Source organism: Xenorhabdus indica (assembly GCF_014467235.1).
Lineage (GTDB): Bacteria > Pseudomonadota > Gammaproteobacteria > Enterobacterales > Enterobacteriaceae > Xenorhabdus > Xenorhabdus indica.
Genome location: NZ_NKHP01000002.1, coordinates 206,368 through 219,086, shown reverse-complemented (window position 1 = coordinate 219,086; position 12,719 = coordinate 206,368). Strand labels below are relative to the sequence as shown.

Below are 12,719 nucleotides of genomic sequence, written 5' to 3'. Positions count from 1 at the left end.
CCGACAAACGCTGAGAGACTAACGCACTTGATAGATATGCGCCAGAGTAAAGTTAAATATCACTAATCTTGCTGTTAGGCACAGAGCTTAATGAATAGTATGATAATGATGAACAGTATGATAATGCAAAATTTCGCTCAGGGCATTGAGGAATTGAAGAGTATATGCAGTATTGGGGAAAATTATTAGGGTTAATATTTGGTATTGCGTCTGGTGCCGGTTTCTGGGGCATTGTTATTGGGGTATTGCTAGGGCACATTCTTGACAAAATCAGAATACGCAATCAGGGAACGCCAGCCAAAAATCCATCCCGACAAGCACTGTTTTTCCGTAGTACCTTTCAGATATTGGGACATCTGACCAAATCGAAAGGTCGGGTGACTGAAACGGATATCCAGCTAGCCAGTCAGCTTATGGATAGAATGCAACTGCATGGTGAGGCACGGATTGCAGCGCAGCGGGCATTTCGCGAAGGTAAACATCCTGAATTTCCACTGCGTGAGACATTGAGACAACTTCGTCGAGCCTGCTTTGGACGCTTTGATCTGGTCAGAATGTTTCTCGAAATTCAGCTTCAAGCTGCATTTGCTGATGGTGAGCTGCATCCGAATGAAAGAAAAGTGCTGTTTGTGATCGCGGAAGAACTGGGAATTTCCCGCATCCAATTTGAACAATTTCTTGCCATGATGGAAGGGGGACGCCATTTCGGCGGACAATACCAGCAGCATGGTCATTATCAGGGGCCTGGTCAACAACGGGCGACGTTGGAAGATGCGTGTAAGGTGTTGGGTGTTAACCAAAATGATGATGCTACAACGATTAAACGGGCTTATCGGAAACTGATGAGTGAACACCATCCCGATAAGCTGGTGGCAAAAGGTTTACCACCAGAAATGATGGAAATTGCCAAACAAAAAACACAGTCTATTCAATCCGCTTACGATTTGATTAAAAAAGAGAAAGGCTTCAAGTAATCGTTATTGCCAATAAAAAATAAATCGTAGTCATTGAAGATAAATAGCCGCAATCAGAAGTCAGCCTTACACTCAAAATGCATTGGAGAGCTGTAGGCCGGATGAGTGATCGATAGCTCCTGAGCATGTAATTGCAGGCGGGGGGCCAGTTCCCTGGCCTGCTGATGGGCATAGAACCGATCTCCCAGAATAGGATTTCCCAGTGCCAACATATGTACGCGAAGCTGATGGGAGCGTCCAGTGATAGGAGCCAGTCTGACGCGGGTTGCCTGAGCTTCATATTCAAGTACCTGATATTCTGTCTGTGCCGATTTTCCCGTTTCAAAGCAGACCTTTTGTTTTGGTCGGTTTGGCCAGTCGCAGATCAGCGGTAAATCAACCAGCCCTTGTTCCTGTTCCAATTTTCCCCAAATGCGTGCGATATAGACTTTTTTCGGTTCACGCTCACGGAATTGCCGTTTGAGTTCACGCTCTGCCGCTTTGGTTAATGCAACCACCATGATACCACTGGTTGCCATATCCAATCGGTGAACAGATTCTGCGGTTGGAAATTCAGCCTGGATCCTCGTCATGATACTGTCTTTGTGCTCCTCTGCTTTACCCGGCACAGAAAGCAACCCGCTCGGTTTATTGACAACCATAATGTGTTCATCCTGATAAAGCACATGTAACCAAGGGTCAGTTGGGGGATTATAAGACTCCAGCATAGTAGCTCCAATGGGTTCGGAAAAAATTTGCTCAGAAAAATAACGGGGCGCATTCTAGCAGTATATGATTGAGGGTGTGAGATCAAAATAACGTGAACTGACCCAAGATCAAACGGATAAGACAACAGTAAGTAAAAAACTAAGGGATATCTCTTTGAGGATATCCCTTAGTTGCAAAATAAGTGTTATTGATAACGACTTATTAATGAGCCGTGATTGATCGTCAGTTGCCGGTCAATAGTTATTTACTGGTGAGATACTACGACCAGGCGGATAGCATCCAGACGCCAGTTTGCCTGATCAAGGTTCAGCAGTAAATGTTTATGCTCAGACTTAATCGCTTCCAGCTCATCATCACGGATGTTCGGGTTAACCGCTTTTAATGCTTCCAGACGTGACAACTCAGCGGACAATACTTCATCAGCTTCTTTTTTCGCTTTTTCGATCAATTCACGCGCCTGTTGCTCAATCAAGGGCTCAGATTGTTGCAAAATAGCATGAACTTCTTTTTGAACTGCATTAACCAACTTGCTGGCATTATGGCGGTTGATGGCATTCAACTGACGGTTAAAACCTTCAAACTCTACCTGAGATGCCAGGTTGGTGCCTTTCAGATCCATCAACAAGCGCAATGGTGTTGGCGGCAGAAAACGGGTTAATTGCAGATGTTTCGGTGCCTGAGCTTCGACAACATAAATTAACTCAACCAACAGTGTGCCAACTGGCAGTGCTTTGTTTTTCAGGATAGAAACAGCACAGCTTCCGGTATCTCCTGACAGGATAAGATCCAAACCATTACGGATGATTGGGTGTTCCCAGCTTAAGAATTGCGTATCTTCACGGGACAGCGCTTTTTCACGATCAAACGTGACAGAACATCCATCCTGCGGCAACCCTGGGAAATCAGGCACTAACATGTGATCAGAGGGATTAAGGACGATAATATTATCGTTGCGGTCTTCTTGATTAATACCAATGATATCAAACAGATTCAGAGCAAAATTCACCAGATCAGTATTATTATCCTGTGCGGCAATAATTTCAGCCAGTTTTTGTCCTTGCTCGCCACCGTTGGAATTCATCTCCAGCAGACGGTCACGGCCTTGCTCCAATTGTTGTTTGAGTTTCTCGTGGTGTTCGCGACATTCGGTAATAAACTCTTGGAAGCCTGTTTGCTCATTGGGTTTGGCAAGGAAGTTCAACAATGTTTCATAATATTTGTCATAGATGGAACGGCCTGTCGGGCAGGTGTGTTCAAAAGCATCCAGGCCTTCGTGATACCAGCACAGCAGGACAGATTGCGCGGTGCTTTCCAGATAAGGAACGCTGATCTTGATATTGCGGCTTTGACCAATACGATCCAGACGACCGATACGTTGTTCCAGCAAATCAGGATTGAAAGGCAGATCGAACATCACGAGCTGATTAGCGAACTGGAAGTTACGACCTTCGGAACCGATTTCAGAACAGAGCAGCACTTGTGCTCCTTCTTCTTCAGAAGCAAAGTAAGCAGCGGCACGGTCGCGCTCCAGCAGGGAGAGTCCTTCATGGAATACTGCACTGCGGATACCTTCACGTTCACGCAGAACCTGTTCTAATTGCAGAGCGGTTTGTGCTTTGGCGCAGATCACCAGCACTTTTTCATCGCGATTTGCCAGCAGGAAGCCAAGCAGCCATTCCACACGAGGGTCAAAGTTCCACCAGGTCGCGTTTTCGCCTTCAAACTCCTGATAGATCCGCTCTGGATAAAGCATATCTTTGGCGCGTGCTTCTACCGATTTTTTTGCCCCCATAATTTCAGACACTTTAATGGCAGTCTGATATTGAGCTGGCAATGGCAGCTTAATTTCGTGCAGTTCACGGTGCGGGAAGCCTTTCACGCCACCACGGGTATTACGAAACAGCAGGCGGCTGGTGCCGTGGCGATCCATTAACATAGAGATCAACTCACGGCGGGCGTTCTCACTCTCTTCATCCTGGTTACTGTTAGCCGCTTTCAGCAGAGGTTCAATATCTTGCTCACTGATCAGTTCAACAATCAGGTTTTGCTGGTCATTGCTTAGTACCTCGCCGGATAGTAACAGAGTTACCGCATCAGCAACTGGGCGGTACTTTTGTTGTTCATTGATAAAAGCCTGATAATCGTGGAAACGATTCGGATCGAGGAGACGCAAACGGGCAAAATGGCTTTCCTGCCCCAATTGCTCTGGCGTTGCGGTCAGCAGCAGTACAGATGGAATTTGCTCTGACAATTGCTCGATAACATGATATTCACGGCTTGGCGCTTGCTCACTCCATGCCAGATGATGGGCCTCATCTACGACCATCAAATCCCAACTTGCTTCCAGCAGATGCTCAAAGCGCTGTTTGTTGCGGCGAACAAAATCCAGAGAGCAGATAACCAATTGTTCTGTTTCAAATGGATTATCGCTATCGTGCAGAGCTTCGGCATAACGGTCATCATCAAACAGGGAGAAACGCAGATTGAAACGGCGCAGCATTTCCACCAGCCATTGATGCTGGAGGCTATCTGGCACAATGATCAATACACGTTCTGCACGGCCAGCCATCAATTGTTGATGAATAATCATCCCGGCTTCGATGGTCTTACCCAAGCCGACCTCATCTGCCAATAATACGCGGGGAGCATGACGCTTGCCGACTTCGTTGGCAATATGTAACTGATGAGGAATCAAGCTGGCACGAATACCACGCAGTCCACTCTCTGCCAGACGAAATTGTTCGCTTTGATGCTTACGGGCACGGAAGCGCAACGCAAAGCGATCCATTCGGTCAATCTGACCGGCAAACAGGCGATCTTGTGGTTTGTTAAACGTCAGCTTACTATCCAGAAACACTTCCCGCAGGCTGACATTTTCTTCTTCAGTATCTAAACGAGTACCGACATAGATCAGTAGGCCATTCTCTGGCTGAACTTCATCGATCTTGAGTTTCCAGCCTTCGTGACTGGTCACGGTATCACCTACATTAAACATAACACGGGTAATAGGGGAATCATTGCGTGAGTAGAGGCGGTTTTCTCCGCTGGCTGGAAAAAGCAGCGTTACCATGCGCGCGTCAAGCGCCACGACTGTACCTAATCCAAGTTCGCTTTCTGTATCGCTTATCCAGCGTTGACCAAGAGTAAATGGCATAAATTTTGGCTCAGTTTTCTGTTAGATAATGTTATTTATGGTTGCAGGATGGCTGCTTTTGTTGGATATCGATCATCATTGGTTATCGATAGGGTTAGTTTTTATGACTAGCTTTTCTGACTCGTTTCAGTGACACCTTTCATCACTTTTTTCGGAAAAAATAGCTCATAAAAGGGTCATTTCCCTTTAGAGGGACGTTATGTTAATTCAAGCTGAGCAAGTCGTCACCTGCAAAAATATCAATTAATCAAAAGACAGGTTCATTTGCCCCGTCAACAGGGTTATAAAGTCATCCCGAATAAATGGCAAGATAGCATCAGCAATCGGCATAATCTGCTTATTGATGTAGTGTTCATAATCTGGCGGTGAAGTCAGATTTTCCAGTGATTGAGGCCCGGATTGTGTGATGATATAGCTGATCCAACCGCCATTTTGATACTGCAATGGGCGATTTTTCTGCTGATTATACTCATCAGCCAGACGTGCAGCCCTGACATGAGGGGGAACATTGCGCTGATAATCAGCCAGCTTTCGGCGTAGCCGTTTTCGATAAATCAGTCGCTTATCAAATTCACCTGCCAATGTGCGGGCGACATAATCACGAATATAATCCTGATAAGGTTGCTGATGAAAAATAAGGGAATACAGCTCTTGCTGGAATGTTTGTGCTAATAGCGTCCAGTCGCTTCTTACTGTTTCCAATCCTTTGAATACCATCTTGTTGCCACTCAAACCCGCATAACGTTTTTTACTGCCTTCCTCTGTGCCCCTTACTGTCGGCATAAGAAAACGCCGATAGTGAGTTTCAAATTCCAGTTCCAGTGTGCTTTCAAGATTGAATTGGGTTCTGAGATAATTTTTCCACCACTGATTGACAAACTGTGTCAGCGAGTGACCAATCAGGCTGGCCTCTTTTTCGGAATGAGGGCGTTTCAGCCAGACAAACGTGGAATCCGTATCGCCATAAATAACCTGATACCCCTGTGATTCAAGCAAATCGCGGGTTTGATGCATAATCTGGTGCCCACGCATCGTAATGGATGATGTCAGGCGTGAATCAAAAAAGTGGCAGCCTGAGGCTCCGAGTACACCATAGAAGGCATTCATAATAATCTTCAGAGCCTGAGCCAGTGGGGCATTCTGCTGTTTTTTGGCTTTATCACGCTCATACCAGATTTGCGTGACAATATCAGGCAGACAGTGCTGTGTACGGGAAAAAAATGCTTGCCGGAAACCGGGCACAGAATGTTTATTATCTGGATGGGCAAGGCCTTCTACCATCCCGACGGGATCGATAAGGAAAGTACGGATAATGGAAGGGTAAAGACTCTTGTAATCCAATACCAGCACTGAATCATACAAGCCCGGAAATGAATCCATCACAAAACCACCTGGACTGTGATCCGTGAAATCCGTTGGTTGAATAGGAGCGACATAACCCATACGGTGCATTTTCGGCAGATAAAGATGGGTGAATGCGGCAACAGAACCTCCGGCCCGATCCGCAGCCAATCCTGTTACCGTCGCTCGTTCCAACAAGAAGGCGATAAGATCTGTTTTCTCAAAAATTCGGTTGACCAGAATACAGTCCTGCAAATTGTAGTGGGCGAGAGCAGGTTTATCTTCCTGAAAGCGACGGTTAATTTCATCCATCCGATCATAAGGGCTATCAATGGCTTTCCCTTCTCCCAATAACTCCTGAGCAACATATTCAAGACTAAACGAGGGAAAATTCCAGGTGGCTGTTTTCAGTGCATCAATACCATCAATGATCAAACGGCCTTCTGTTGATGCAAAAAAGTGTCCAGACTTAAAACTGTGCTCGCGCCATTCCAACAGGCTACCACCACGACCAAATCGCAGAGGAATATTATAGCGTTCGCTATGTTGCTGTAGCACCTTTAAATCAAATTGGATCAGGTTCCAACCGATAATGGCATCGGGATCGTAAACTTTCAGCCATTCATTCAGTTTTTCCAACAGTTGTGGGCGGCCGGCAACATACTCCAGGTTGAAATCCAGCTCTCGCTTTTCACTATTTTCCGGTCCTAGCATCAACACAGTTTTCTCACCACAGCCTGCTAAACCGATGGAATACAACTCGCCATGCTGGCTGGTTTCGATATCCAGAGAAACCCATTTCAAGTTGGGTCGATAATCAGGATTCGGTTTCATCTGATAGCTCCCGTCTGGCTTCTGATGAAACCAGACGGGAGCGGTAATAAAACGTTCCATCATAAAACGATCCGGAGGGCGGATATCAGTTTCGTAAAGCGGAATGCCCTGCTCCCTGAATACTTTCTCCCAATGTTGTAATTGACGATATTGCGAACAATACAAAGCGGAGACAGCTTGGCGATTAAAATCTTTCAGTGGTAATGTCTTGAACTCACAAGATCGCTCTTGAGTCAGCAGAGGCTGCGCTTTATGTAAATCACGTTGAGGGAAAAAAGCGATGGCTTTTTGGTGAGGAATGATAATGCGTTGGCTACCTTTATCTGTGGCTAACCAATACACTAATTCGATACCAGATGGCGTATCTTTCCAGTGACGGGATAGGATGAAGCCTTGTTCAACAGGATTTATCTGCATAATATTTCGGTATTAAGGCAATAACCTGAATTATAGCATCTCATGTTTATTTATACAGTTGTTTTTGGAGCAGTTGGCAGGATTTTTACTTAATCGGGTATTTTTATTTTAAAAACTATACTAATGAATACACTATTTTAAATAACAGATGATATAAAAAATCATTTTAAATATATTGGGTATTAAGTGGGGTAATATATGCCATTTATTCCTCCTTATAGAGAAAGGTTTTATAAAGGTGATTTAATATATGGGTTATCTAGTGAAATAATAAGGAGATATAAACATACAATCAAATTTTTTGAAGATACAAAAAAACATTATGATAATAAAGGTTATCCTCCGGTAACGATTGCTAGTTATTTAATTCCTTCAGAATTAGAAAATATGTTTGATTTTCTTGAAAATATGGATGAAAAAAATCTGGAGCATGTAAAAATATGCCGTGATATTCATAAGGAATTCCAATACATTGAAAATGATAACTACAAAAAATATGAAGAAAGCTTCTTTAGACATCTAAATCTGGATAATAAATATCGAAGTGTGACCGAATCCACAACATACAGACGTAAACTTGTAGGAAGGAAATGTAAAGGTGGAATATCGTGGATAAGCATGGGTGATAATGAATTAACTCTGGATATACATATACATTTCATACTTGACGGTATTAATATGGAAAGCGTCGTTGGAAAGTATGATCTAAACATAAATAATGATGATATAAACACAAATAAAAATAGTAATCAGTTTGTGAGTGTGAGTTTAGAGGGAGAGAGAAGAGGAAATATAAAAAGTATAACTGGAAAAGAGTTAAGATGGTTGTTCAGACACCGGGCCAATCCCAGAGTCGCTAAAAAAGTACAGTTTTGGGAGGGAGGCAAACCCACTACTCCACCCTGGGTGGGGAAAAAATGCCTGATATGGGACAAGTATGCCGTACATCTGGAAGAAAAAGAAAAGGTAGATGAAGATAGATATGACGGCTTATCCCGATTATTTCATATTTTTTGATCCCTCCGAAAGGCGAGGCTTTGTGGTATAGCGGATTTTGTAGTACACCGAATAAAGGAAGTTGCGGCACACATAATCAATTATATTATCCCCAAAATCCCCGCCTCAGGGGCTTCACCATTCACCAATTTCTCCGTTGCACCATCGTAATGAATGGTTCCATCCACAATCAACAGAGAACGCGGTGCGATTTTGGCGGCATCATCAAGATTATGGGATACCATCAATAAAGTGAGTTTTCGGTCACGACATACCTGATCCAGTAATGCCAGCATTTCATTACGTAAAGCGGGGTCAAGTGCTGAAAAAGGCTCATCCAGTAATAAAACAGGTTGCTGACGTACTAAACAGCGAGCCAGCGCTGCGCGTTGGCGCTGCCCACCGGAAAGTTGGGCGGGCAGGCGGTTCAAATATTCTGTCAGTGAGACTTGCGATGCAATTTGTTGCAGCGTCTGCCGTTGTTGAGCATTTAATTTAAGACCGGGATGTAAGCCCAAACCAATATTCTGCTCAATGGTTAAATGGGAAAACAGATTATTTTCCTGAAACAGCATGGATACTGGCCGTTTGGAAGGTGCTGTATTTGTATGATTTTCCTTATCTAACCAGATATCACCACTCTTTGCGAATTGAAATCCTGCCATTAAACTTAATAATGTGCTTTTACCCGCTCCGCTAGGGCCGAGGATTGCAATACGTTCGCCGGCTTTGACGTTGACGTCGAAACGCATAGCAATCTGTTCATAGGTATAAGTAACATTTTCAAGTTTAATCATGGCGTTGACCCGGTAATCGTTCAAGAACACTAAATAAAATAAAACAGAGAAGTAGTAGCAGAAATGCAGTTACAGCACCATCTTGACTGCGATATGCCCCGATTTGTTGATAAAGGTAGAAGGGCAAGGTACGGAAATTCTCGTCTCCAAATAATGCGACAACCCCAAAATCCCCGATTGACAGCACACTGGCGAAAGCCAGTGCCTGCGCTAATGGGATTTTCAGCGCCTTAAGCTCAATCCAGCGTAGGCGATGGAGACCCTGAATATTGAGAGAGAGGCATAGCGGATTATAGCGTTCAGCCAGATCACGCATTGGATTATCCAGCACTTTTAAAGCATAGGGAATTGCCATCAGCGCATTGGTCAGGATAATCAGTTCATAAGGGGAATCCGGCAACCCAATAGTATTATTCAGCAGAATAAAAAAGCCTGTCGCAAGGACAATACCGGGCATAGCAAGAATCAATAATCCACTGCTTTCCATTGCCTGCCCCCAACGGGATAAATGGCGCAGGCGCAATTCACGACTGCTCCATAACAGCATCATAGTCAGTAAAACACATAAGAAACCCGCCCCTAGCGCGATAATTATGGAGGTCGTGAAAGCCTGCCACAAGGCGGGTTTACTGAGAACATCAAACACGGCACTGTTCAATCCATCCACAATGACGGCCAGTAAAGGCGGGAGCAAAAACAGCAATGCTGTGGTGATAAGCAATCCGTCACATAACCTTTTCAGCCATGAATCCTGTGGATTACGCCATTGTTGTTGATAACCGTGCCCCACCGAAAGAACCCCTTTGAGCTTTTGGCTCAGCAAGACCAGACCAAGACAGCAAAAGAGTTGGATCAGCGCGAGCAGAGCCGCTTGACCAAGATCGTAGTCATACTTAATAGCCTGATAAATAGCGAGTTCAATTGTAGTTGCAGAAGGACCGCCTCCCAATGCGAGTACCGCAGCAAAACTGGCAAAGCACAGCATGAAAATCAGTGCTGCCGTTGGCAAGATCTGACGGAGTAGATAAGGCCATTCGACAAAGCGAAAATGTTGCCATTCATTCATACCAAGCTGCGCTGCAAGTTGCCGTTGTTCTACTGCAATACCTTCCAGCGACTGGAGCAGTAATCGTGTTGCCATTGGCATATTAAAGAAAATATGTGCCAACAAAATGCCTTGCAGGCCGTAAGGGGTAAAACGGTATTCAATCCCTATCCATTGGCAAAGATTAGCCAGCCAGCCAATACGCCCATAAACAGTCAGTATGCCAAACAGGGCGACTAAAACAGGAAGTACCAGCGTCATGGCGCATAGACGTAAAAAAAGCGTTCTGCCCGGAAAGTGACGGCGATAGAGTGCTCTTGCCAGAAATATTGCAGGTATGACTGAGAATGAAGCAGACAAAAACGCCTGCCAGAAAGTAAAGCGAATGACATGCCACAGATAGTTGTCACTCAAAAATATCTGCCAGTGGCTTTCAGGTGCGTTAACCCAAAGTGCCCCGAAAGCTGACAGGGCAATGAGAAGCAGCAAGCCGGAGGCAATTACCCCCGGCAGTAACCAACCTGCAATTAACGGCTTACAGCACTTTGCCATGTACGGATCCATTGTGTACGGTGTTTTGCCACTTCTTCTGCATTGAATTGCAGTGATTTCTCAGGCACGGGCAGTTGTTTGAAAACGTCTGGCAGCGGTAGATCAATCACGGGATACATCCACTGGGTGGTCGGAATAGCTTGCTGGAATGCAGGTGAAACCATGAATTGCATGAATCTCTGTGCCAGTTCAGGCTGTTTGCTGGAAGCCAACTGGGCGGCGACTTCAATTTGTAAATAGTGTCCCTCGTTGAATATAGCAGCAGCGTAATTATCTTTTTTCTCGGCTACGATGTGATAGCCCGGTGATGTAGTATAGCTAAGCACCATATCCCCTTCACCTTTCAGGAATAACCCATAAGCTTCACTCCAGCCTTTGGTGACAGTCAGTGTTTTTTGGGCGATTTTCTGCCACTTTGGTGCAGCATTATCACCATAGATATCTTGTATCCAGAGTAAAAAACCTAATCCAGGAGTACTGGTGCGTGGGTCCTGATAAATAATCTTCCAATTCTGGTGGCTGTTAATAAGCTCTTCCATGCTTTTGGGGGGATTAGGTAAGGTATTTTTGTTGTAAATAAAAGCAAAATAACCGTAATCATAAGGAATAAAGGTATTGTTATTCCATGTGACAGGCAATTTTAACTTTGTTGTATCAACACGGCTCGCAGTGAATAATCCAGTCTGTTGGGCCGCTTGGATCAGGTTATTATCTAACCCCAGAACAACATCTGCCGATGCTTTTTTGCCTTCCATTCTTATACGGTTCAGCAAAGATACACCATCTTCCAGGGCGACGAGTTTCAATTCACAATCACATTCTGCTTCAAAAGCTTTTTTAATAACAGGGCCGGGGCCCCACTCAGAAGCGAATGAATCATAAGTGTAAACGGTTAATATGGGCTTTGCTTGTGCTGCCTGAGCAAAGGCACATGCAGAAATCGATAATGCACTTATCGCAATAAATCTCACAATAAATCGGAAAAATAAATGATTAAACACTTTGCTCTCCTGTAGTTATTAATAATCGTTATTAAAAATAGTTATTAACAGTAGCTATTAGCGCTCATAATTAAATGCGTTATTAGCAGACTGGTAAAGGATTTGAGAAAGTGCCAGATAAAATGACTATTTATAGAATAGCAACTCAAATCCCTACGCCAGTATCAGCCGGATCAGGTTCTACGGGTTTGTTCTCAGCGATGCTGCCCGGCAACAATCGCACCCCGTTGAGGTGACTGTATTGTAGAGACTTCGGTTGTGACTGCAAAGTCCCATCATAGAGGTTTACCGCTTGAGATGAGTGTGAAACAATTAGCTATCTTTTCAAATTCGTTTTATCGAGAGGTAGTCTGGTGATCGATGATGATGGCTACCGCCCGAATGTAGGAATTGTAATTTGTAATCGTCAAGGACAGGTTCTGTGGGCTCGTCGTTATGGGCAACATTCCTGGCAGTTTCCTCAAGGGGGCATCAATCCGGGGGAATCACCAGAACAAGCGATGTATCGTGAGTTGTTCGAAGAAGTTGGTTTAAATCGCAAAGATGTACGGGTTCTCGCCTCCACCCGTAGCTGGTTGCGTTACAAATTACCCAAGCGTTTGGTGCGTTGGGATACAAAGCCCGTTTGTATCGGGCAAAAGCAACGCTGGTTTTTATTGCAGTTGCTTTGTAATGAAACAGATATTAATGTGCAGCGCAGTAGTACACCAGAATTTGATGGATGGCGTTGGGTGAGCTATTGGTATCCTGTCAGGCAAGTTGTTTCGTTTAAACGAGATGTATACCGCCGTGTGATGAAAGAATTTTCTTCCATTGTGATGCCAATGCAGGAATCTACTTCACAACCCTATTCAACCTATATATATCGTCGTAGAAGAAGTTAGATAATTAATTTAGGTA

At 44.4% G+C, this 12,719-nt stretch carries 9 protein-coding genes and 1 riboswitch; of the genes, 3 read left to right on the top strand and 6 right to left on the bottom strand.

All coding sequences use genetic code 11. The features are described from left to right. The first annotated feature begins 164 nt into the window (after positions 1-164). Positions 165-974 carry a co-chaperone DjlA gene (gene djlA / locus Xind_RS02605; protein ID WP_047679339.1) on the top strand — a complete coding sequence of 270 codons (810 nt, stop codon included), beginning with the start codon at positions 165-167 and terminating at the stop codon, positions 972-974. A gap of 53 nt (positions 975-1,027) precedes the next feature. Here djlA and rluA read toward each other — a convergent pair whose 3' ends face one another. The 3 genes from rluA to Xind_RS02590 form a co-directional block, all read right to left on the bottom strand. Then, entirely contained in the window at positions 1,028-1,681 is a 654-nt protein-coding gene (gene rluA / locus Xind_RS02600; RefSeq protein ID WP_047679341.1) for a bifunctional tRNA pseudouridine(32) synthase/23S rRNA pseudouridine(746) synthase RluA, read from the bottom strand. Between the two features lie 245 nt (positions 1,682-1,926). Then, positions 1,927-4,836 (bottom strand): RNA polymerase-associated protein RapA, encoded by a 2,910-nt coding sequence (gene rapA / locus Xind_RS02595; protein ID WP_187649407.1) that lies wholly within the window; start codon positions 4,834-4,836, stop codon positions 1,927-1,929. A 243-nt stretch (positions 4,837-5,079) separates the two neighbouring features. Next, positions 5,080-7,428: a DNA polymerase II gene (locus Xind_RS02590; protein WP_187649406.1), complete on the bottom strand. Its 2,349-nt coding sequence runs from the start codon at positions 7,426-7,428 to the stop codon at positions 5,080-5,082. Positions 7,429-7,626: 198 nt separating this feature from the next. Between Xind_RS02590 and Xind_RS02585 the strand changes: the two genes are divergently transcribed. Beyond that, the gene (locus tag Xind_RS02585; protein ID WP_187649405.1) at positions 7,627-8,445 is read left to right on the top strand and encodes a hypothetical protein; all 819 of its coding nucleotides are present in this window, start codon (positions 7,627-7,629) and stop codon (positions 8,443-8,445) included. 80 nt (positions 8,446-8,525) lie between these two features. Here Xind_RS02585 and thiQ read toward each other — a convergent pair whose 3' ends face one another. The 3 genes from thiQ to thiB are packed head-to-tail and all read right to left on the bottom strand — an operon-like array spanning position 8,526 to position 11,780. Next, positions 8,526-9,221, bottom strand: coding sequence for a thiamine ABC transporter ATP-binding protein ThiQ (gene thiQ / locus Xind_RS02580; RefSeq protein ID WP_047679349.1), 696 nt, complete (start codon positions 9,219-9,221; stop codon positions 8,526-8,528). Beyond that, a complete protein-coding gene (gene thiP / locus Xind_RS02575; protein ID WP_187649404.1) occupies positions 9,214-10,818 on the bottom strand; it encodes a thiamine/thiamine pyrophosphate ABC transporter permease ThiP in 1,605 nt (534 codons plus the stop codon). Before thiP ends, thiQ begins: the two co-directional genes overlap by 8 nt. Continuing rightward, positions 10,794-11,780: a thiamine ABC transporter substrate binding subunit gene (thiB, locus tag Xind_RS02570; RefSeq protein WP_187649458.1), complete on the bottom strand. Its 987-nt coding sequence runs from the start codon at positions 11,778-11,780 to the stop codon at positions 10,794-10,796. Before thiB ends, thiP begins: the two co-directional genes overlap by 25 nt. 171 nt (positions 11,781-11,951) lie before the next feature. Beyond that, positions 11,952-12,056: riboswitch (TPP riboswitch) on the bottom strand. A 116-nt stretch (positions 12,057-12,172) separates the two neighbouring features. Here thiB and rppH point away from each other — a divergent pair. Then, a complete protein-coding gene (gene rppH, locus Xind_RS02565; RefSeq protein ID WP_038259852.1) occupies positions 12,173-12,703 on the top strand; it encodes an RNA pyrophosphohydrolase in 531 nt (176 codons plus the stop codon). The last annotated feature ends 16 nt before the right edge of the window (positions 12,704-12,719 follow it).